This window comes from Brevibacterium gallinarum, from assembly GCF_014836885.1.
In the GTDB taxonomy this organism is placed as follows: domain Bacteria; phylum Actinomycetota; class Actinomycetes; order Actinomycetales; family Brevibacteriaceae; genus Brevibacterium; species Brevibacterium gallinarum.
Window position 1 is genome coordinate 46,064 of sequence record NZ_JACSPY010000014.1, and the last position, 19,526, is coordinate 65,589.

General features: G+C 68.1%; 20 protein-coding genes. 3 read left to right on the forward strand and 17 right to left on the reverse strand.

Annotation, left to right across the window (positions count from 1 at the left end):
• Positions 1-9: 9 nt before the first annotated feature.
• Genes dapF through miaB form a run of 3 tightly spaced genes read right to left on the reverse strand, consistent with a single transcriptional unit; the run spans position 10 to position 3,447 of the window.
• Complete coding sequence (gene dapF / locus H9634_RS12055; protein WP_191726904.1) at positions 10-966, reverse strand: diaminopimelate epimerase; 957 nt, start codon at positions 964-966, stop codon at positions 10-12.
• The gene (gene miaA, locus H9634_RS12060; protein ID WP_191726906.1) at positions 963-1,943 is read right to left on the reverse strand and encodes a tRNA (adenosine(37)-N6)-dimethylallyltransferase MiaA; all 981 of its coding nucleotides are present in this window, start codon (positions 1,941-1,943) and stop codon (positions 963-965) included. Before miaA ends, dapF begins: the two co-directional genes overlap by 4 nt.
• Position 1,944: 1 nt before the next feature.
• The gene (miaB, locus tag H9634_RS12065; RefSeq protein WP_191726908.1) at positions 1,945-3,447 is read right to left on the reverse strand and encodes a tRNA (N6-isopentenyl adenosine(37)-C2)-methylthiotransferase MiaB; all 1,503 of its coding nucleotides are present in this window, start codon (positions 3,445-3,447) and stop codon (positions 1,945-1,947) included.
• Positions 3,448-3,606: 159 nt separating this feature from the next.
• On the opposite strand from miaB, the gene H9634_RS12070 reads away from it, so the two are divergent.
• Complete coding sequence (locus H9634_RS12070) at positions 3,607-3,954, forward strand: SdpI family protein (protein WP_191726910.1); 348 nt, start codon at positions 3,607-3,609, stop codon at positions 3,952-3,954.
• A gap of 21 nt (positions 3,955-3,975) precedes the next feature.
• Here the strand turns inward: H9634_RS12070 and H9634_RS12075 are convergent, their stop codons facing one another.
• The 10 genes from H9634_RS12075 to dapA all read right to left on the reverse strand — a co-directional run bounded on the left by H9634_RS12075 (position 3,976) and on the right by dapA (position 14,457).
• On the reverse strand, positions 3,976-4,611 hold the full coding sequence (locus H9634_RS12075) for a regulatory protein RecX (protein ID WP_191726911.1): 636 nt from the start codon (positions 4,609-4,611) through the stop codon (positions 3,976-3,978).
• Positions 4,598-5,704: a recombinase RecA gene (gene recA, locus H9634_RS12080; protein ID WP_175292818.1), complete on the reverse strand. Its 1,107-nt coding sequence runs from the start codon at positions 5,702-5,704 to the stop codon at positions 4,598-4,600. Before recA ends, H9634_RS12075 begins: the two co-directional genes overlap by 14 nt.
• 270 nt (positions 5,705-5,974) lie before the next feature.
• Complete coding sequence (locus tag H9634_RS12085; protein ID WP_102162628.1) at positions 5,975-6,205, reverse strand: DUF3046 domain-containing protein; 231 nt, start codon at positions 6,203-6,205, stop codon at positions 5,975-5,977.
• A complete protein-coding gene (locus tag H9634_RS12090; RefSeq protein WP_102162627.1) occupies positions 6,205-6,519 on the reverse strand; it encodes a helix-turn-helix domain-containing protein in 315 nt (104 codons plus the stop codon). Before H9634_RS12090 ends, H9634_RS12085 begins: the two co-directional genes overlap by 1 nt.
• Before the next feature lie 114 nt (positions 6,520-6,633).
• Positions 6,634-7,119: a CinA family protein gene (locus tag H9634_RS12095; RefSeq protein ID WP_191726913.1), complete on the reverse strand. Its 486-nt coding sequence runs from the start codon at positions 7,117-7,119 to the stop codon at positions 6,634-6,636.
• On the reverse strand, positions 7,116-7,724 hold the full coding sequence (gene pgsA, locus H9634_RS12100; RefSeq protein ID WP_191726915.1) for a CDP-diacylglycerol--glycerol-3-phosphate 3-phosphatidyltransferase: 609 nt from the start codon (positions 7,722-7,724) through the stop codon (positions 7,116-7,118). The genes H9634_RS12095 and pgsA overlap by 4 nt, the downstream gene beginning before the upstream one ends.
• A 34-nt stretch (positions 7,725-7,758) precedes the next feature.
• Positions 7,759-8,871: an Ldh family oxidoreductase gene (locus tag H9634_RS12105; RefSeq protein ID WP_318245103.1), complete on the reverse strand. Its 1,113-nt coding sequence runs from the start codon at positions 8,869-8,871 to the stop codon at positions 7,759-7,761.
• Complete coding sequence (locus H9634_RS12110) at positions 8,850-11,531, reverse strand: FtsK/SpoIIIE family DNA translocase (protein WP_225210899.1); 2,682 nt, start codon at positions 11,529-11,531, stop codon at positions 8,850-8,852. The genes H9634_RS12105 and H9634_RS12110 overlap by 22 nt, the downstream gene beginning before the upstream one ends.
• A gap of 281 nt (positions 11,532-11,812) precedes the next feature.
• Positions 11,813-13,528 (reverse strand): ribonuclease J, encoded by a 1,716-nt coding sequence (locus tag H9634_RS12115; protein WP_191726931.1) that lies wholly within the window; start codon positions 13,526-13,528, stop codon positions 11,813-11,815.
• An 8-nt stretch (positions 13,529-13,536) separates the two neighbouring features.
• Positions 13,537-14,457, reverse strand: a complete 921-nt coding sequence (gene dapA / locus H9634_RS12120) for a 4-hydroxy-tetrahydrodipicolinate synthase (protein WP_191726918.1) — start codon at positions 14,455-14,457, stop codon at positions 13,537-13,539.
• A 101-nt stretch (positions 14,458-14,558) separates the two neighbouring features.
• Here dapA and H9634_RS12125 point away from each other — a divergent pair, with 101 nt between their 5' ends.
• Positions 14,559-15,782, forward strand: coding sequence for a heparan-alpha-glucosaminide N-acetyltransferase domain-containing protein (locus H9634_RS12125; RefSeq protein ID WP_191726920.1), 1,224 nt, complete (start codon positions 14,559-14,561; stop codon positions 15,780-15,782).
• 7 nt (positions 15,783-15,789) lie between these two features.
• Here the strand turns inward: H9634_RS12125 and H9634_RS12130 are convergent, their stop codons facing one another.
• From H9634_RS12130 to H9634_RS12145, 4 genes are all read right to left on the reverse strand, one after another.
• Positions 15,790-16,236 carry a hypothetical protein gene (locus tag H9634_RS12130; RefSeq protein WP_175292825.1) on the reverse strand — a complete coding sequence of 149 codons (447 nt, stop codon included), beginning with the start codon at positions 16,234-16,236 and terminating at the stop codon, positions 15,790-15,792.
• 14 nt (positions 16,237-16,250) lie between these two features.
• A complete protein-coding gene (gene dapB / locus H9634_RS12135) occupies positions 16,251-17,000 on the reverse strand; it encodes a 4-hydroxy-tetrahydrodipicolinate reductase (RefSeq protein WP_191726922.1) in 750 nt (249 codons plus the stop codon).
• 37 nt (positions 17,001-17,037) lie between these two features.
• The gene (locus H9634_RS12140) at positions 17,038-17,631 is read right to left on the reverse strand and encodes a GNAT family N-acetyltransferase (RefSeq protein WP_191726924.1); all 594 of its coding nucleotides are present in this window, start codon (positions 17,629-17,631) and stop codon (positions 17,038-17,040) included.
• 97 nt (positions 17,632-17,728) lie between these two features.
• Complete coding sequence (locus tag H9634_RS12145; RefSeq protein ID WP_191726925.1) at positions 17,729-18,355, reverse strand: superoxide dismutase; 627 nt, start codon at positions 18,353-18,355, stop codon at positions 17,729-17,731.
• 249 nt (positions 18,356-18,604) lie between these two features.
• On the opposite strand from H9634_RS12145, the gene H9634_RS12150 reads away from it, so the two are divergent.
• Positions 18,605-19,405 carry an amidohydrolase family protein gene (locus tag H9634_RS12150; protein ID WP_191726927.1) on the forward strand — a complete coding sequence of 267 codons (801 nt, stop codon included), beginning with the start codon at positions 18,605-18,607 and terminating at the stop codon, positions 19,403-19,405.
• The last annotated feature ends 121 nt before the right edge of the window (positions 19,406-19,526 follow it).

Below are 19,526 nucleotides of genomic sequence, written 5' to 3' on the forward strand. Positions count from 1 at the left end.
CGAGGCGGTTCAGAGCAGCCGGCGCAGGCGCGCCTTGAGCTGTTCGGACAGTTCGATCGCGGCGGTGAGTTCGGCTGGGCCACTCAGACTGACCTGGTGGCCGTTGATGTCGACGCGCACGGTGCCGCCGGGCTGGTCGACCAGCCATTGGATCGGTCCGTGGGCTCCGGCCCAATGGTGGGCTGCCAGGGCGGCTGCGCAGGCTCCGGTGCCGCAGGCCTGGGTTTCGCCGACGCCGCGTTCGAACACGCGCATGCGCAGGCTGCCGGTCGTCGGGTTGCCGTCGCCGCCAGGTTCGATGACGATGTATTCGATGTTGGTCCCGGCCGGCGGGTCGGGGTTGAGCTGCGGGACCGCAGTGAGTTCGGCTGCGGCGAGCTCGTCGACTGAGGCGAGCGCGACGACGGTGTGCGGGTTGCCCATATCGACGTCGAGGCCCGGCCGGGCGACGTCGATGCCGCGGGTGAGCACGAGCGTGTCCGCGGCGCCGTCGCCGGAGCCGGGCAGCTGCCACCGGCCCATGTCGACGCGGTACCAGACCTCGGATTCGCCTGTCGGATCCGGTTCGATCGTCACGGTCTTGACGCCGGCGCGGGTGCCGACCGGCAGTGTCTGGGGGTCGGCGGCGAGGTCGTAGCTGCGCAGGTAGTGGGCGAAGGCGCGCACGCCGTTGCCGCACATCTCAGCAATCGAGCCGTCGGCGTTGCGGTAGTCCATGAACCATTCGGATCCGGCTTCAGCGGCCGTGACCGCTTCGGGAATGCCGGCTGCAGCACAGCGGATGACGCGGATGAGGCCGTCGGCGCCGATGCCGCTGTGCCGGTTGCACAGGAGTGCGACCTGGTCGGCGTTGAGGTCCTGTTCGCCGGCGGGGTCGTAGAGGAACACGAAGTCGTTGGCGGTGCCGTGCCCGGTCGACAGCGCCGGCGGTGCGGCGGTGTGGTGTGCGGCGTGGGCGTCGGTCATCGGCGTGGCTCCCTTTCAGCCGGCGGCGTCTCGGCACCGTGAGCATAGCACTGCCGGTACAGCGCTTCTGCCTTCTCCACCAGCTCGGGATCGGTGGCGTCGAGCCACTCGATGCGCTCGTCGCGGCGGAACCAGGTCAGCTGACGTTTGGCGAACTGACGGGTGCGTATGATCGTCGACTCGATCGCTGCCTCGGCGGTGGTCTTGCCGTCGAGATAGTCGATGATCTGGGCGTAGCCGATCGCTTGGGAGGCGGTCCGGCCCTCCCGCAGCCCCTCACCGAGCAGGCGGGTGACCTCGTCGACCCATCCGGCTTCCCACATCCTCTCCACGCGGGCGGCGATGCGCTCGTTGAGCACTGACCGGTCTTCGGCCAGGCCGATCTGCACGGTCGGCATGGCGTATGCGTAGCGGGGCAGGTGGGCGGTGAAGGGCTGGCCAGTCAGTTCGATGACCTCCAGGGCGCGGACGATCCGCCGGGTGTCACCGGTGGTGATCTTCGCTGCGGCGGCCGGGTCGAGTGCGGCGAGCCTGTCGTGCAGACTGCCGGGGCCGTGCTCGGCGGCTTCGTCTTCGAGCCGGGTGCGAATGGATGGGTCGGTGCCGGGGAAGGTCATGACATCGGTGGCCGCACGCATGTACAGTCCGGAGCCGCCGACGAGGATCGGCACCCGGTGGCGGGTCTGCAGATCGCTGATGATCGCCCGGGCACGCGTCTGGAAGTCTGCGACCGAGGCGTCTTCGGTGACGTCGAGGATGTCGATGAGGTGGTGTTCGATGCCGCCGCGTTCGTCGACGGGCAGCTTGGCTGTGCCGATGTCCATGCCGCGGTAGAACTGCATCGCATCGGCGTTGACGATCTCGCCGTGCAGGCGCTGTGCCAGGGCGACGGCGAGGTCGGATTTGCCGGTGGCGGTGGCGCCGACGATGTTGATGACCGGCGTGACGGGCTGGGTCGTGCGGTCCTCTGGATTCATCTCAGCTGCGGGTGCGGATCGTCGGCATGCCCAGCGATGTCGGTCCAGCCGGCCCTGCTGCCGGGCCCGAGGGGGCGCCGCAGCTGTCAGCCTGGCTGCGGTCCCAGGCGTCTCCGGAGCGGGTGCGGCGGACGGTGTAGGCGGCATCGGCGATAAGGAAGTACGGCTTGGCCTCGGTCACCGTTGTCGAGACGACGTCGCCGGGGCGGACGTCCTGGGCTGCGGGGTCGATGCGTACGTGGACGAGCCGGTTGTCTTCGGCCCGGCCGGTCATCCGGCCGTGTTCGGCATCTCCGGTCTTGGTGACCAGCACGTTGACGTCGGTGCCGATGAGCTTGCGGTTCTCCTCCCAGGCGATTTCGTCCTGGAGGGCGACGAGGCGTTCGAAGCGCTCCTGCACGACTTCCTTGGGGACCTGGTCGTCCATCGTCGCGGCCGGGGTGCCCGGCCGGATCGAGTACTGGAAGGTGAAGGCCTGGCTGAAGCGGGCCCGGCGCACGACGTCCATCGTGGCCTGGAAGTCCTCTTCGGTCTCTCCGGGGAAGCCGACGATGATGTCGGTGGTGATGGCTGCATGCGGAATCGCGTCGCGGACCTTGTCGAGGATGTTGAGGAACCGGCTGGTGCGATACGACCGGCGCATCGCCTTGAGGATGCGGTCAGAGCCGGACTGCAGCGGCATGTGCAGCTGCGGCATGACGGCTGGGGTCTCGGCCATCGCGGCGATGACGTCATCGGAGAACGCTGCCGGATGGGGGCTGGTGAAGCGGACCCGTTCGATGCCTTCGACGGCGCCGACGGCGCGCAGCAGCTTGGCAAACGCTCCACGGTCGCGGAACTCGACGCCGTAGGAGTTGACGTTCTGGCCCAGCAGCGTCACCTCAGTGATGCCGTCTGCCGCGAGCGCTTCGACTTCGGCGAGGATGTCACCGGGCCGGCGGTCTTTCTCTTTGCCGCGCAGGGCCGGGACGATGCAGAAGGTGCAGGTGTTGTTGCAGCCGACCGAAATCGACACCCAGCCCGAATGCGTCGATTCGCGGGTTGTCGGCAGGGTCGAGGGGAAGACGTCGAGGCTTTCGAGGATCTCGACCTGTGCTTCCCTGTTATGGCGGGCCCGGTCGAGCAGGGCCGGCAGTGAGCCCATGTTGTGGGTGCCGAAGACGACATCGACCCAGGGGGCGCGCTTGACGATCGTGTCGCGGTCCTTCTGGGCCATGCACCCGCCGACGGCGATCTGCAGGTCCGGGTGCTGTTCCTTGACCTGGGCGAGCCGGCCGAGGTTTCCGTAGAGGCGGTTGTCGGCGTTCTCGCGCACCGCGCAGGTGTTGAAGACGACGATATCGGCCTGGTCGCCGGCGTCTGCGCGGACGTATCCGGCGTCGTCGAGGAGTCCGGAGAGCCGTTCGGAATCGTGCACGTTCATCTGGCACCCATAGGTCTTCACCTCATAGGTGCGCGTGCGATTGCCGGCTTCCGGTTCAGTCAGTGCGATTGCCTCAGTCATCGGCAGACATTCTAGCGTGTACTCCCCCCACGACCCCACACGCTGGCTGTGGCTGATAATCTGCCGATTCATCCCCGATCTTAAAGGAGTGACCTTCATGTCACGCCCCGCCGTTCTCGATTCCATCAGTGTCTCCGGCGCACCGGACCAGGAGCGGCGATGACTGATCTCATCGTCTCGCTGACAACGGCTGCGTCTCTGGGCATCGCAGGGGTGATCCTCGCAGCTGTGGCATACCGCGGGCAGCGGGAAACGCTGCTGCGCAATCTGTGGGTGGGGCTGCGGACAGCAGCGCTGATGGAATCGGACGACGCATGGGTCGCCGGTCATCGGGCTGCCGCACGCTATCTGTGCATTGCCGGTGCCGGGCTGATCGTCAGTGCTGTGGCGAGCGTGTTCCTCACTGAGGCGGCTGTCGCGGTCGTCGCACTCGCCGGGTGCGCGTGGGTCTTGGCGTGGGTCTTCATCGCCTCGCGCGTTGCCGCCAGGGCAGCAGAACGCGGTTAGATTCAGCTGGGCCTGCAGCTGTCAGTCGGTTTCGAGCACCTGCCGGGTGACAGCGAACGACAGGCCGGAGGGGAAGCCGCGGCGGGCGAGCATGCTGAGGATGCGGCGCTGGCGTGTCTCATACGGAAGTGTCCGGGTCGAGGCTGCCTTCTTCTCGGCGACGGCGTAGGCGAGGTCCCATTCGTCGTCGATCTCGCCGAGGGCGTCATCGGCAATGGGCCCGTCAATGCCCTTCTTCTTCAGCTCGCGGCGCAGCGCTGATTGTGAGAGTTTGCGCTGTTCGCGCTTGGCTCGCACGAAGCTGTGGGCGAAGTTCGCATCATCGAGCAGCTTCGATCCCTGCAGCCGTTGGATGAGGGTGTCGACGATGTCCTCAGGGTGCTCGCGGCCAAGCAGCTTATCCCGCAGCTCGGCTGAAGAGTGGTCGCGCGCGGCGAGCATATTCAGTGCCCGCTTCTTCGCCCGCTTGTACTCAGGATCCTCAGCGATCGGATCCGGCTGTTCGTCCGCGGCGGTGTCATGCAGCCTGGCAGTCGCGTCTGCACCCTGGATCTGCCCGTCGGTACCGACGGAGTCGATTGCCTGCTGCAAAGCGGCCAGGACATCCGCATTGCTGCGCGCGTCCTGGCCGCCTGCCGGCTGATCAGCTGGGGACATTGTCCAGTGAGTCAGGCGCCTCAGCTGGAGCAGCCGTGCCGCCTTCGGCCTCTGCTGCGTCTTCCTCGACCTTGATGAGGCCCATCTTGTGCTTGATCTTCAGTTCGATCTCCTCGGCCAGACCGGGGTTGTCGCGCAGGAAGTTCCGCACATTCTCCTTGCCCTGCCCGAGCTGGTCGCCGTCGTAGGTGAACCAGGAGCCGGACTTGCGGATGATGCCGTTGTCGACACCCATGTCGATGAGGCTGCCCTCTCGCGAGATGCCCTGGCCGTAGATGATGTCGAACTCGGCCTGCTTGAACGGCGGGGCGACCTTGTTCTTCACGACCTTGACGCGGGTGCGGTTGCCCACGGCGTTGCCGGCTTCCTTGAGCGTTTCGATGCGGCGGACGTCCATGCGCACCGAGGAGTAGAACTTCAGCGCCTTGCCGCCCGAGGTGGTCTCCGGGGAGCCGAAGAACACGCCGACCTTCTCACGCAGCTGGTTGATGAAGATCGCGGTTGTGCCGGAGTTGGCCAGGGCGCCGGTGAGCTTGCGCAGCGCCTGGGACATGAGGCGGGCCTGCAGGCCGACGTGCGAGTCGCCCATCTCGCCTTCGATCTCGGCCTTGGGCACGAGCGCGGCGACCGAGTCGATGACGATGACATCGAGTGCCCCGGAGCGGATGAGCATGTCGGCGATCTCAAGAGCCTGCTCACCGGTGTCCGGCTGCGAGACGAGCAGCTGGTCGGTGTCGACGCCGAGGGCCTTGGCGTATTCGGGGTCGAGGGCGTGCTCAGCGTCGATGAAGGCGGCGATGCCGCCGTTCTTCTGCGCATTAGCCACCGCGTGCAGTGCCACGGTCGTCTTACCCGAGGATTCCGGGCCGTAGACCTCGACGATGCGCCCGCGTGGGATGCCGCCAACGCCGAGGGCGATGTCGAGGGCGATCGATCCGGTCGGGATCGCCGCAATCGGCTGGCGGGTCTCTTCGCCCAGGCGCATGACAGCACCCTTGCCGAACTGGCGGTCGATCTGCGAGACGGTCGCTTCGAGCGCCTTCTCCCGGTTGCCGGCGGCCGGTGCGGCGCCGCGCGTGTTCTTCGCTGCCATGGGTTCCTCCTTGAGGTGGTTCATCGATCTGCCAGCAACTCTAGGCTCCGGCGCTGACATCGACTCGATTCACGATGTGAAGCTGTGGACAACCCGCGCACTGCGCACCTGTGGTCACAGCCGGGCGGCGTATCTGGGCACCACTATAGCGGCTCATGCGAACATCAGTTCGAAATGTGCGGCGTGTCGTCGATGTTGCCCTCTGGTCGAAGCTCGCCTCCGCATGTGTGACGCAGAGTCTTCGCTCGACGCCAGCGTCCCCACACCTGCTCAGAACGGGTTGGCCCGCGGCTTCTTGTCCTGACCGAGCCAGCGCTCTTCGGGAACACCTGCGGCAGCGCAGACAGCCAACCAGATCTCACGTGCCTCGAATCCGGCTTCGAACGCCTCGGCCGGGGTGCGTGAGCCCAGCGCTGAGAGCGCCAAGTCGGTGTGCAGGGAGGCTGCGCGGATGGAGCCGAACTCGTCGTTCATCAGCTCCCAGTAGGCGGTGTGGCGCATCAGGCCTGTCCGGCGAGCGCTTCGTCTGCGAGCACGCGCTCGGACAGCTCGGCGGGAACGGTGTCGGGAATGTCGACGCCTTCGCTGATCGCGAAGCGGTCGCTGACCTCGCGCAGCAGTAGGGAGACCGGCATATCGAGGGCTTCGCAGATGGCGGCGAGCAGCTCGGAGGAGGCCTCCTTCTGGCCGCGTTCGATCTCACTCAGGTAGCCCAGGGACACGCTGGCCCCGGTGGAGACGTCGCGCAGGGTTCGGTTCTGCCGGCGACGTGCGGTCCTCAGCGTGTCACCGATCTCGGTCCGCAGAAGAGTCATGTGCGTCCTTTCTCAGCGACAGGGTTCATGTGAAACCTTCAACACCGCGGTGCTGTGGTTTGTTCCATCCAATCTACCGTTTCCGTCAATCCGGCGCCGCCTCAGGGCCGCTGTTTAAGACAATGCCCAGCGATCTTGCACCCAGGCGGCCAGCTGGGACAGGCAGGCCTCGACGGTCGCCTGCCGGATCTGGGCGCGGTCGCCGGAGAAATCGTGGCCCACCACCTCGGGTTCGGCCATCTGCGGGGCGAGCAGGGCGGTGAAGACCCGGCCGACCGGCTGGCCGTCCTGCGGGTCCGGTCCGGCGACCCCGGTGCAGGCCAATGCGATATCGGCCTGGCAGGCGCGGGCGGCGCCGGTGGCCATCTGGGCGGCGACCTGCGGGTGGACCGCTCCCGAGGCGGTGAGCAGGTCGGCGTCGACGCCGACCAGTGCGGTTTTGAGGTCGGTGGCATAGGTGACCAGTCCCCCGCGCAGCACGGCCGAGGCGCCGGGCACGTCGGCGATCGTGGCCGCGAGCTTCCCGGCGGTCAGCGATTCGCAGGTGGCCACGGTCAGCCCGGCGTCGGTCAGGCGGCGGATGATCTCGGCGGTTCTCACGGGGTGACCTTGAGCCGCTTGTAGATCTGGACGAGGTAGTCGACACCGGTGACGATCGTGACGATGACCGCGGCGGTGAGCACGACCCAGGCGAAGATGACGAGCCAGAACGTCACGATGGCCGGCAGCACGGCGTGCAGCGGGGCGATGGCGATGAACAGCGCCAGCGCAACGGTCTGCAGCACGGTTTTGAGCTTGCCGCCCTTCGAGGCCGGCAGCACGATGCGCTTGACGATGAGGAGTCTGAGGATGGTGATGCCGAATTCGCGGATGAGAATGATGACCGGGATCCAGATCGGCAGCACGCCGATCCACCACAGACCCAGCAGGGCGGCGGACATGAGGGCCTTGTCGGCGATCGGGTCGGCGATCTTGCCGAAGTCGGTGATGAGGTTGTAGCGGCGGGCGATGTCGCCGTCGATCTTGTCGGTGATCATCGCAAGCAGGAAGATAATGAGCGCCCACAGCCGCCACACCGGGTCGAGGCCGTCGTGGGCGAGCAGCACGAAGAGGAAGACGGGGACGAGCAGGATCCGCACCGTCGTGAGGACGTTCGGGACGTTGAAGTTGCTCGGCTTCTGGGCAGCCGCATCGTGTGAAGTCATCACCGGCCAGTCTAGCCGCTCACTCACCCCCTGTTCAGGCCGGTGGCTGGGCCTCCAGCAGGTATCGGCAGCCGAGGTCGGCGCACAGTGCTGCGAGCTGTTCGGTCAGCCGTGCGGCCAGTGGGATGCCGTGGGCTGAGCGGTCGGCGCGGTGGGCGATCTGCGGGTCTCCTGCGACCTGGACGGGCACGGCCGGGTCCAGCGGTGCGGCTGCCCGCAGGTCCTCCCGCAGCTGCGCGGTGTAGCCGGCTGCCGGGTCGGCGGGGTTGACGAGACCGGGGTCGATGGCGATGAAGGTGTAGCCGACGTCGTGGAAGCCGTCCCTGTTGCCCGGCTGGTCGGCTCCGCCGAGTGCTGCCGACAGGATCTGCACCATGGTCGCCAGGCCGTAGCCTTTGTGCCCGGCGGCCTGCGGGCCGGGCCCGCCGAGCGGGCTGAGGCCGTAATTGCCGGATTCGTCGGTCAGTCCGGCATAGGCGGCTGCGGCGTCGCGGACCGGTGTGCCGGTGGTGTCGGTGACCCAGTCGGAGCCGAGCTGGCGGCCGGTGAGCTCGTGGACTTTCACCTTGTTCAGCGGCACGGTCGTCGTGGCCATATCGAGCACGACCGGTTCGTCGTCACCGGTCGGGGCGGCGAAGCCGATCGGGTTGGTGCCCATGAACGGGTGCTTGGCACCCGTCGGGGTCTGCAGCGCTCCGCGGGTCGAGCACATCGACAGGCCGATGAGGCCTTCGCGGGCGGCCATGAGCGCATAATAACCGGCGGCCCCGTAGTGGTTGGCGCGGTGCACGGTGGTCAGCCCGATGCCGAACTCACGGGCCTTCGCCATCGCCTGGCGCATCCCCGCATGCCCGGCCAGGTGCCCGAACCCGGCACGCGCGTCGATGAGGACGCTGGCGCCGTGGTCGTGTTCGATGACCGGTTCGGCGGCCGGGTCGATGAATCCCTCGGCGATCTCCTGGTGGTAGATCGGCAGCATGGAGATGCCGTGGGAGTCGATGCCGGACAGGTCGGTGTGGAACATCACCTCGGTGCAGATCTCAGCAACCTGCTCACCGGCGCCGAATGCGCGCATGATCTCGACGATCTGATCCCGCGTCGAGGCGGCGGTGTAGCGCGGTTCGCTCACCGGTTCGTCAGCTGCCACGCGTCTTCACCGGAGGCCTCGACGATCTCCAGGCCGGTCTCCGGGTCGATGTCGCCGGGCTGGAAGCCGGCGGCGTCGTCGTCGGTGGCCACCGGTGAGTCGTAGGCCTGGTCGCCTTCCGGAGCGCCAGCCGGGTCACCTGTGCCCGAGGCGGCCGGCGCCTCGGGAGCGGCCGGCGGGTCCTCGCCGCGCAGGCGGGCGATGACCTCGGGCAGCTGTTCGGGGGTGATGAGCACGTCGCGGGCCTTCGGTCCCTCCGAGGGGCCGACGATGCCGCGGGATTCGAGCAGGTCCATGAGCCGGCCGCCCTTGGCGAAGCCGACGCGCAGCTTGCGCTGCAGCATCGACGTCGAGCCGAACTGGGTGGTCACGACCTGTTCGGCGGCCTGGATGAGCAGCTCGAGGTCATCGCCGATCTCCTCGTCGATGACCTTCTTCGGCTCGTCGACGGCGACGTCCTCGCGGTAGACCGGGGTGAGTTCGCCCTTGACGTGCTCGACGACGGTGTGGATCTCCGATTCGTTGACCCACGCGCCCTGCACGCGCATCGGCTTGGCTGCGCCCATCGGCAGGAACAGTGCGTCGCCCTGGCCGATGAGCTTCTCCGCACCCGGCTGGTCGAGCACGACGCGTGAGTCGGCCAGCGAGGAGGTCGCGAACGCCAGACGGGAGGGCACATTGGCCTTGATGAGGCCGGTGACGACGTCGACCGAGGGCCGCTGGGTGGCGAGCACGAGGTGGATGCCGGCGGCGCGGGCGAGCTGCGTGATCCGCTGGACGGAGGCCTCGACATCGCGGGGGGCGACCATCATGAGGTCGGCGAGCTCGTCGATGACGACGAGCAGGTACGGGTACGGGTGGAGTTCGCGCTCCGAGCCGGGAGGCGCGGTGACGGTGCCCTCGCGGACGGCCTTGTTGAACTCCTTGACGTGCTTGAACCCGAAGTGGGCCAGGTCGTCGTACCGGGTGTCCATCTCCCGCACCACCCAGTCGAGAGCCTCGGCGGCCTTCTTCGGGTCGGTGATGATCGGGGTGATGAGGTGCGGGATGCCGGCGTAGATGGTGAGCTCGACGCGTTTGGGGTCGACGAGGATCATGCGCACCTCGTCGGGGGTCGCGCGCATCATGATCGAGGTGATCATCGAGTTGACGAAGCTCGACTTGCCCGAACCGGTCGCACCGGCGACGAGCAGGTGCGGCATCTTCGCCAGATCGGCGACGACGAAGCCGCCTTCGACGTCCTTGCCGAGCCCGACGACCATCGGGTTCTCCGTCTGCCGGGCGGCCTGCGAGCGCAGCACGTCGCCGAGTGCGACGGTTTCGCGGTCGGTGTTGGGGATCTCGATGCCGATCGCCCGCTTGCCCGGAATCGGGGAGATGATCCGCACATCCGGGCTGGCGACGGCGTAGGCGATGTTCTTCGACAGCGCGGTGACCTTCTCGACCTTGACGCCGGTGCCGAGCTCGACGATGTAGCGGGTGACGGTCGGGCCGCGGGAGAACCCGGTGACGTGGGCGTCGATGCCGAACTGGTCGAACACCTCGCGCAGGGATTCGACGACCCGGTCGTTGGCCTCGGAGCGCTCCTTGGCCGGCGGGCCGGCGACGAGCGCGTCGGATGAGGGCAGCGTGTAGGTGACATCGCCGGCCAGGGTCAGCTGCTCGGTGCGTTCGGGCAGCTCGCCGGTGGCCTGCGGGGCCGGGGTCGAGACGTTGGGCACCGTGCCTGCGGCCGCACCGGCGGCCGTGCTGCCCCCTCCCGAGGCGCCGAGCACGCGGGTGGCGGCGTCCTCCCGGATCTTCGCGGCGTCCTGTTCGGCCTTGGTCGGGCGGCGCTCACCGGGCTTGGGGCCGGGCGCGTCGACGTCGTAGAGCTCATCGTGCACCGGCGTGTCACCGGTGACGTCGTTCTCGTGGATGTAGGCCTTGTCGTAGGCCGGGTCGACGTCCGGGTCGGCGGCGGCCTTGGCGAGCTCGGCTTCGACGTCGAGCTTCTTCTTCCGCGACCGGCGCTTGGAGCCCATCGGCTTGAGCGTGTTCGTCTGCCGGCCTTCGCTGACGAGGTCATCGGCGGCCGGGGCCTCGTCCTCGTCGGCGTGGGCCGGCTGGGTGTGGCCGGTCAGGGCGCAGTAGGCGTCGTAGATGCGCTGCGGGATCCGGTTGACCGGGGTGGCGGTGATGACGAGGACGGAGAACAGGCCGAGCAGCACGAGCAGCGGCACGGCGACATACGAGGTGGTGGCTGCGACCAGCGGTGAGGAGATGATGAAGCCGAGTGCGCCGCCGCCGTTGATGAGCGCGGCGTGCGAATTGGCGAACGTCGGGGTGCCCACGGCGATGTGCGCCAGGCCTGCGGCGGCGAAGATGAAGCCGATGAGGCCGATGAGGATGCGGTTGTTGCCGCGGGTTTCGCGGCCGCGCAGGAACAGCCGCAGCGCGTAGCCGAGCAGCAGCACCGGCAGGGCGAGGGCGACCCGGCCGAAGGTGCCTTCGACGATGGCGCGCACGCCGTCACCGAACGGGCCGGGGATGTGCCACCATTCGAAGGCGGCGAAGACGATGGCGAGGCCGACGAGGAAGAAGGCCGTGCCGTCGCGGCGGTTGGGATTGTCGTCGTCGGGTGTCTCGGTGAACACGTTGCGGGCGCGGTTGCCTGCCATATGTGCCACTCCCATCCATGCCCCAGTGAACACGCTGGGTCCCTGGGTGTCGTGAGTCCCCTTGGGGCCGCGCGCAGCGGGAGCGGCCTGCGTGCCGCGCCTCTTGCGTCCGGTACCAGCGGGGGAAGTCGTACTGGTCGCCATGATGCCTATCGTAGGGGCGCGGCGGCAGGCCGGGCCGAATTTGGCTCGGCGTGTAGGGAAATGGCGCGGCGGCTGCCGCGTGTCCGGGCGCTGCCGCGTGTGCGGCGGCTGCCGGCTGTCCGGCAGCCGCCTGCCGGTCACTGCACGGCGGCGTCGGCTCCGGGGACGACGACGACCATCGGCACGATCATCGGCCGGCGGCGCAGCCGCGAGGAGATCCAGCGGCCGATGGTGCGGCGGATGATCTGCTGGAGCTTGTGCTGGTCCTTGACCCCGTCGGTGAGCGCTTCGGCCACCGCGTCGGCGATCTTGGGTTTGATGTGGTCGAACACATCGTCGTCTTCGGCCATGCCGCGGGAGTTGATGACCGGCCCGGTGATGACCTTCTGCGCCTGCGTGTCGACGGTCATGAAGATCGACACGAAGCCCTCGCCAGCGAGGATGCGCCGGTCCTTGAGGTCGGCTTCGGTGATCTCGCCGACCGAGGAGCCGTCGACGAAGACGTATTCGCAGTCGACGGCGCCGACCACCCGGGCACGGCCGTCCTTGAGGTCGACGACCCAGCCGTCATCGGCGATGACGATGTTCTCCTCCGGCACACCGGTCTGGGCGGCGAGCTTGCCGTTGGCGAGCATGTGCCGCCATTCGCCGTGGACGGGCATGACGCCCTTGGGCTTGACGATGTTGTAGCAGTACAGCAGCTCCCCGGCCGAGGCGTGGCCGGAGACGTGGACCTTCGCGTTGCCCTTGTGCACAACACGGGCGCCGAGCTTCATGAGCCCGTTGATGACGCGGTAGACCGAGGTCTCGTTGCCGGGGATGAGCGAGGAAGCGAGAATGATCGTGTCATCGGCGCTGACCTCGACCTTCGGATGCGAGCCGTTGGCCATCCGCGATAGCGCTGCCATCGGCTCGCCCTGGGAGCCGGTGCACATGAGCACGATCTGGTCGTCGGGGTATTTGTCGAGGTCCTTCATGTCGATGATGACCCCGCGCGGGGCGTGCAGGAACCCGAGGTCCTGGGCGATCTTCATATTGCGCACCATCGACCGGCCGACGAGCACGACCTTGCGGCCGTGCGCCTGGGCGGCTTCGAGGACCTGCTGGACGCGGTGGACGTGGGAGGCGAAGGAGGCGACGATGACCCGGTTGGTCGCCGTGGCGATGACGGAGTCGAGGACCGGGCCGATCTCCTTCTCCGGGGCGGTGAAGCCGGGAACCTCGGCGTTGGTCGAGTCGGTGAGGAACAGGTCAACACCCTCTTCGCCGAGGCGGGCGAAGGCGCGCAGGTCGGTGATCCGGCGGTCGAGCGGCAGCTGGTCCATCTTGAAGTCGCCGGTGTGCAGCACGGTGCCCGCACCGGTGCGGATGAACACGGCCAGGGCGTCGGGGATCGAGTGGTTGACGGCGACGAACTCGAGGTCGAAGGGCCCGAGCTGGTCGGTTTCGTTCTCGCGCACCACGCGGGTGACGGTCTTGCGCAGGCGGTGCTCCTTGAGCTTCGCCTCCACCAGCGCCAGGGTCAGCGACGAGCCGAGGACGGGGATGTCCTCGCGGCGCTTGAGCAGGTAGGGCACAGCGCCGATGTGGTCTTCGTGCCCGTGGGTGAGGACCAGGCCGACGATGTCGTCCATCCGGTCGTCGAGGTAGCTGAAGTCAGGCAGGATGAGGTCGACGCCGGGCTGCTCCTCTTCGGGGAAGAGCACACCGCAGTCGACGATGAGCAGCTTGCCGCGGTACTCGAAGACGGTCATGTTCCTGCCGACCTCGCCGAGGCCGCCGAGGGCGACGATGCGCATCGCCTCGGGGTCTGCCTTCGGTGGGTCGCCGGGATCGATCGCGTAGTTCGTCATCTGGTTGGTCACGTGAGGTAACCGCTCCTTGTCATTTCGCGGCGCAGGAACTCCACCTGGTCCTCCGATGCCTCAAGCAGCGGCAGGCGGGTTGCGCGGGTGGGAAGCACACCCTGGAGCTCGAGCGCCGCCTTGGCGGAGATCGCTCCCGGCATGTGGTTCATGATGGCGTCGATGAGGCTGACGAGACCCGCTGCCACGTCGCGGGCAGCGTTGAGATCGTTGGCGGCGACATACTCGGTCATCTGGGCGAGCCGGTCGGCGCAGACGTGCCCGGCGACGGAGACGACGCCGATCGCCCCGCAGCTCATGAGCGGCAGGTTGAGTGCGTCCTCACCGGAGTAGTAGGTCAGGCCCGTCTCGCTCATCACCTGCAGGGCCGAGGCGATGTCGCCCTTGGCGTCCTTGACGGCGAGGATGTTCGGGTGGGCGTCGAGGGCGGCCAGGGTGGCCGGCTCGAGCGGCACGCTGGAGCGGCCGGGAATGTCGTAGAGCATCACCGGCAGGTCGGTGGCATCGGCGACAGCGCGCATATGCGTGATGATGGCGTCCTGCGGCGGCTTCGAGTAGTACGGGGTGACGAGCAGCAGCCCGTCGGCACCGGCGTCGCGGGCCTGCTGGGCGAGTTCGATCGAATGGGTGGTGTTGTTCGTCCCGATCCCGGCGACGAGCTTGGCGCGATCACCGGCGCCGCGGCGGGCGGCGGTGAGCAGTTCGGACTTCTCGGCATCGGTCGTCGTCGGCGATTCGCCGGTGGTCCCGGAGACGACGAGCATGTTGTTGCCGAGGTCGACGAGGTGGGCGGCGAGCGCCTCGGCGGTGTCGTAGTCGACGTCTCCCGAGGCGGAGAAGGGAGTCACCATTGCGGTGCCGACCGTGCCGAAGGCCGCGGCGGCATCGTGTGCCTGCGCAGAGTTCACCATAGCCATGGTCTCATCCTACCGCCGCTGGTTGCAGCTGAGAGGACAGGCACGGCGGCTGTGGAAGAATCGGGGGCGATATTCTGCGCCTCGCATCACCGGGAGGATCCATGTCCGACTCGCCTGCCGGCCCGCCTGCTGCCAGGCCGGCCACCGCCTCGGGCCCGGCCGCCGGGATGCGTCTGCTGGGTGTGGACCTGGCGCGGTCGATCGCGCTGTTCGGGATGATGATCACACATATCGTTCCCCTCGATGACCCGGATCCGACCTGGGCGACGCTCTTCGCCGGCCGTTCCTCGGCTCTGTTCGCCGTGCTCGCCGGCGTCTCGGTGGTGCTCTCGACCCGCACCCTGCTCTCCGTCCCCGGGCCGCGTGCCTGGCTGGCGGCCGCCTCCGGGCTGTGGGTGCGCGGGGCGGTGATCTTCGTCCTCGGCCTGCTGCTGGCTTCCCTCGGCTCCTCTGTGGCGGTGATCCTGGCGAATTACGGGCTGATGTTCATCATCGCCTCGTTCCTGCTGCGCCTGCCCCGGCTGGCACTCGGCATCCTGGCTCCGGTGTGGCTCATCGCCACCCCGTTCCTCAGCCATGCGCTGCGCACCGGGCAGGGCCTGTACCCCAGCTACGACGTCCCGGATGTGTTCATGCTCGCCGATCCGGGACTGCTGCTGACGGAGCTGGCGATCACCGGGTACTACCCGGTGCTGCAGTGGATGGGCTTCGTGCTGCTGGGCATGTGCATCGCCCGCCTCGACTGGACCTCGCGCAGCCTGTGGACCGGGTTGGCGTTCATCGGCTCCGCGGTGGCGGCATTGGCGCTGTTCGCCTCCTCGCTGCTGCTGACGATGGGCGGGCGGGCCGTGCTCGAGGCCGAGCTCGCCTCGGGTGCGGATCCGTTCGGCTCCGACCTGGAGTATCTGCTCATGGTCGGCAACTACGGCACGACCCCGCCGGGCTCCTGGTGGTGGCTGGTGATGGCCGGTCCGCACTCGGCCACTCCCCTGGACCTGCTGCACACCGCGGGGGTGGCGGTCGCGGTGCTGGCGGTGTGCATGCTCGCCGCGCGCGGGCCGGCGCTGCGCTGGCTGGCCCCGTTCGTCGCAGCCGGTGCCATGCCGCTGAGCATCTACACCGTCCACGTCATCGGCGTGGCGTTCACTGATGCGCTCCTGCCGCCGCTGGCGGGCCTGGCGGTGCACATCGTCGCAGCACTGATCTTCGCCACCCTGTGGGTGCGGTTCGTCAGTCCGCGCGGACCGCTCGAGTGGCCGCTCAGCCGGCTGGTCGCCTGGGTGCGGGCAGGCCTCCTGCCGGCCTCGCCCGCCTGGCGGGCGTGAGCCGGTCTCAGGCTGCTGTCTTCTCCAGCTTGATCGCGTGCCGCATCGCCGCGCGCGCCCGGCGCCGGTCACCGGCGGCGTCGTAGGCACAGGAGAGGCGGAACCAGCTGCGCCAGTCATCGGGGGCGGCTTCGGTTTCGGCGCGGTACTTCTCGAACTCCTCCTCGGCTGCTGCGCGGATGATCTTCCCGCCGGGGGTGCGCGGCAGCGTGTCCGGCGGCAGTCCGCCCTCCGTGCCGAGGATCCTGGCCAGGCGTTCCATCGCGGTGCCGAAGAGCAGCTCGCGGATGAGCGCCCATGCCCCGACGATGGGCAGGACGAGGAGGGCGATCCCGAGTGCTTTGGCGATGAGGTTGGGGTCGCTCAGCATGATCCAGGCGCGCTGGAGCATGAAGAAGAGGTATAGGACCAGCAGCGCTGAGATGATGAGTGCGCCGAGCTTCGCTTTCGACATGCGTGCTGCGGTGCTCAGATCGACAGGAAGTGCTCGAGCCCGACGGTCAGGCCGGGCTTGTCGCCGATGGCGCGCACGGCGGTGATGATGCCGGGCATGAAGGCCTGCGTGTCGAAGGTGTCGGTGCGGATGGTGAGCGCCTCGCCCTGGGAGCCGAACATGATCTCCTCGCTGGCGTTCATGCCGGCCTGCCGGACGGCGTGGACGTGGATGCCGTCGATGACCGCTCCGCGGGCGCCGTCGGGATCCGATTCGGTGGCGTCCGGGGCGGGCCCGAGGCCTGCCTGCTTGCGGGCGGCGGCGATCCGCTGGGCGGTGTGGGCGGCGGTTCCCGAGGGCGCATCGAGTTTGCGCGGGTGGTGGATCTCGAGCACTTCAGCGGAGTCGAAGTAGGCGGCGGCGATCTCCGCGAAGTGCATCGCCAGCACCGCACCGATCGAGAAGTTCGGGGCGATGAGCACGCCGGTGCCCGGCTGGTCGGCCAGCTGCTTCTCCAGTGCGTCGAGGCGTTCGGCGTCCCAGCCGGTGGTGCCGACGACGGTGTCGATGCCGTGGGAGACGAGGAAGGCGACGTTGTCGGCGGTCGCCTTGGGCACGGTGAGTTCGACGGCGACGTCGATATCGGCGCCGGTGAGGGAGTCGAGGGAGTCGGAGCTGCCGAGGGCGGCGGCGAGTTCGAGTCCGTCTGCGGCTTCGATCGCTTCGACGGCGTGGCTGCCCATGCGTCCGTGAGCTCCGATGACGGCGACGCGGATTGCGCTCATGTTCCTCTTTTCAGATCGCGGGTGCGTGGGTTTCAGTCTAGTGCCCGGCCGCGTGCGAGGCGGTGTGGCCTTCGCGACTCACCTGCCACGGCCTGGGGTCGCCGGCGAGCCTGGCCCACCGGTGGACGTCGTAGCGCTGCCTGCCGTAGGTCAGCCGCTGCCGTTCGGTGCCTTCGCGCAGGAACCCGGCCGCCGCGGCGACGTGCCCGGATGCCGGATTGTCGATCCGGTGGCCGAGTTCCAGCCGGTAGATGCCGCACTCGTCGTGCAGCAGGTCCACGCACTGGCGCAGTGCCGCAGACGCGATCCCGCGTCCGCGGGCTTCTGGGCGCAGCCAGTAGGAGATCCACGCGGTCGAATGGGTCCGCTCGATCTGGGAGGCCATCACCTGCCCGAGCACCCGCCCCTCTGCCTCCCCGGTGCCGAGGATCACCCGCGCACACATGGTTCCCTCGGCCTCGGTGGCGGCGAGCTTCTGGGCGAAGTGCGCGGCTGCCACAGCGTCTGCGAGCTCCGGAGTGTTGCGCAGCAGGTCGACGTCGTCATCGCGCAGCGCAGCCTGGTGGATCTCGATGAGCTGCACGGCAATCTCCGGCTGCCAGTGCGCGAGGCGGAACAGGGAATCAGTCATCGTGACAGCTTAGCGGAGACAAGGTGCCTTGTGCTGAATGCAGTGGCGGCCCGGATCCGGGTGGATCCGAGCCGCCGGGGTTTCAGTGCGCGGCGGTTCAGCCGAGCAGCATGCCCTTGGTCTGCTGGCGGGCGCGCTCGAAGCGGGCTCCGGCGTCCTCCCAGTTCACGACGTTCCACCAGGCCTTGACGTAGTCAGGCTTGACGTTCTGGTAGTCGAGGTAGAAGGCGTGCTCCCACATGTCGAGCTGCAGAACCGGCACACCGCCGAGCTGGATGTCGGACTGCTGATCCTTCAGCTGGCCGATGAGCAGGTTGCCGCCGAGGGCGTCGTAGTACAGCACAGCCCAGCCCGAACCCTGGATGGTGGTCGCGGCGGTGGTGAACTGCTCGCGGAACTTGTCGAACGAGCCGAAGGCGTCATCGATGGCTGCTGCGAGTTCGCCGACCGGCTTGTCGCCGCCGTCCGGGGACATGTTGTTCCAGAAGATCGAGTGGTTGACATGGCCGCCGAGGTTGAACTGCAGGTCGCGGGTGAGCTTCGGCAGGTCCGACAGGTCGCCGGACTCACGGGCCTCGGCCAGCTGCTCCAGGGCGGTGTTGGCGCCCTTGACGTAGGTGGCGTGGTGCTTGTCGTGGTGCAGCTCCATGATCTTGGCCGAGATATGCGGCTCAAGTGCTGCGTAGTCATAGGGCAGGTCCGGGAGCGTGTACTGCTCAACCATGAGAATCCTCCTCATACGTGGATGGCGGCCCGTCGGTTGTGCCAGGCTCTGTCCGGCATAACGGGCTCGCCTTCAACCTTATTCCATCGCTCAATCAGTTTCAGAAGTGAGGACGTGAATATCTGCTCATAGTCCGAAGACGAGCACACCGAGGTGCCGGCGGGCCGGCAGGCAGCCGGAGCGGGCGGCGCGGGTTCTGCCGGCGGTTACGATGGCCGGCAACCGGATCACCTGAGATGAGGAGTGATCATGCAGCCGGTCTTCGACGCCCATCTGCACATCATCGACCCGGCTTTCCCGCTCACCGCCAATGACGGGTATCTGCCCGATCCCTTCGCCGTCGCCGACTACCGGCAGCGCATCGCAGGCCTGCCTGACTCGGTCGGCATGGAGGTCACCGGCGGCGCGGTGGTCTCCGGGTCGTTCCAGGGCTTCGACCAGACGTATCTTGTCGCAGCGCTTGAGGCGCTCGGGCCGGGTTTCGTCGGGGTCGCGCAGGTGCCGGTCAGTGTCACGGACGCGCAGATCGATGCGCTCGATGCCGCTGGGGTGCGGGCGGTGCGGTTCAATCTGCGCCGCGGAGGTTCGGCTGGCATCGACGATGTCGAGCAGCTCGCCACCCGGGTCTGGGAGCGTGCCGGCTGGCATGCCGAGTTCTATCTCGACGCCCGCGATCTCGGCGAGCTCAGCCCGCTGCTGACCGGGCTGCCGCAGGTGAGCATCGACCACCTCGGGCTCTCGCAGGCTGGGTTTCCGCAGCTGCTGCGCCTCGCTGAGGTCGGGGCGAAGGTCAAGGCCACCGGTCTCGGCCGCATCGATCTCGACCCGGCCGAAGCTCTGCGGCAGATCGCCGAGGCGAACCCGCAGGCGCTCATGGCCGGCACCGACCTGCCCTCGACACGGGCACCGCGGCCGTTCGCCGACGAGGATCTCTCCCTCATCCGGGACGTGCTGACTGCTGAGCAGGCGCAGGCCGCGCTGTGGGGCAATGCGGCAGGTCTCTATCTGCGCACAGATCACAGCGGCGCAGCCAGCTCCGAACTCAGCTGAGCAGCCCGCGCCAGTTCCCCTGGTGCCGGTGTCGCTCCCCTAGATGTAGTTCCTCGGGAGGTTGTGAACGGGATTTGAGGTCAGAGAAGACCCCCGGTATCGAGGTGGGTAACGACACGCA